The 665-nt window shown below is 44.5% G+C and carries 1 protein-coding gene; it reads left to right on the forward strand.

The features are described from left to right. The coding region (locus R7Q11_RS26795) for an ABC transporter permease (RefSeq protein WP_225467068.1) at positions 1-610 on the forward strand (610 nt) is incomplete at its 5' end. Between the last annotated feature and the right edge of the window lie 55 nt (positions 611-665).

Raw genomic sequence — 665 nt, forward strand, 5'->3', positions numbered from 1 at the left:
CTTACAGGCGTTTGGTCGCTCGCTCTTTATTGGCCTTTCAGCACTAGCACTGAGTGTTGTTCTCATACTGCCTGCGATTTTCGTGGTGTTTTACTACTTTCCGAAACTCGACAAGCTGATGAATATCCTGATTTTGCTGCCATTTGCAGTACCACCCGTGGTTTCGTCTGTGGGCCTTCTTCAACTCTATGCTGACAGCGAAATTTCCCTCATCGGTACACCCTGGATTTTAGTGGGTACTTACTTCACCATCGCATTGCCATTTATGTATCGCGCCATTTCCAACAGCTTTGAAGCCATCAATTTACATGATTTGATGGACGCCGCGCACTTGCTTGGCGCAAGTACGACCAAAGCTTTTTTGTTGATCATTTTGCCCAATTTAAAGAAAGGGTTAATGGCATCGTTGTTCCTCTCCTTCTCATTCTTACTAGGAGAGTTCGTGTTCGCCAATATTTTGGTCGGCACTCGCTACGAAACCCTACAAATCTACTTGTACAACATGCGTCAAACCAGCGGCCACTTCACATCTGCACTCGTAATGACCTATTTCCTGTTTATTTTCTTACTGACTTGGTTGGCAAGTCGTTTCAGCCGAGGAGTCAAATAATGAGTTACGTAACCGCAAAAAACCTCACCAAACGTTTTGGTGATAATACGGTATT

It is taken from the genome of Vibrio sp. 970 (assembly GCF_033339075.1).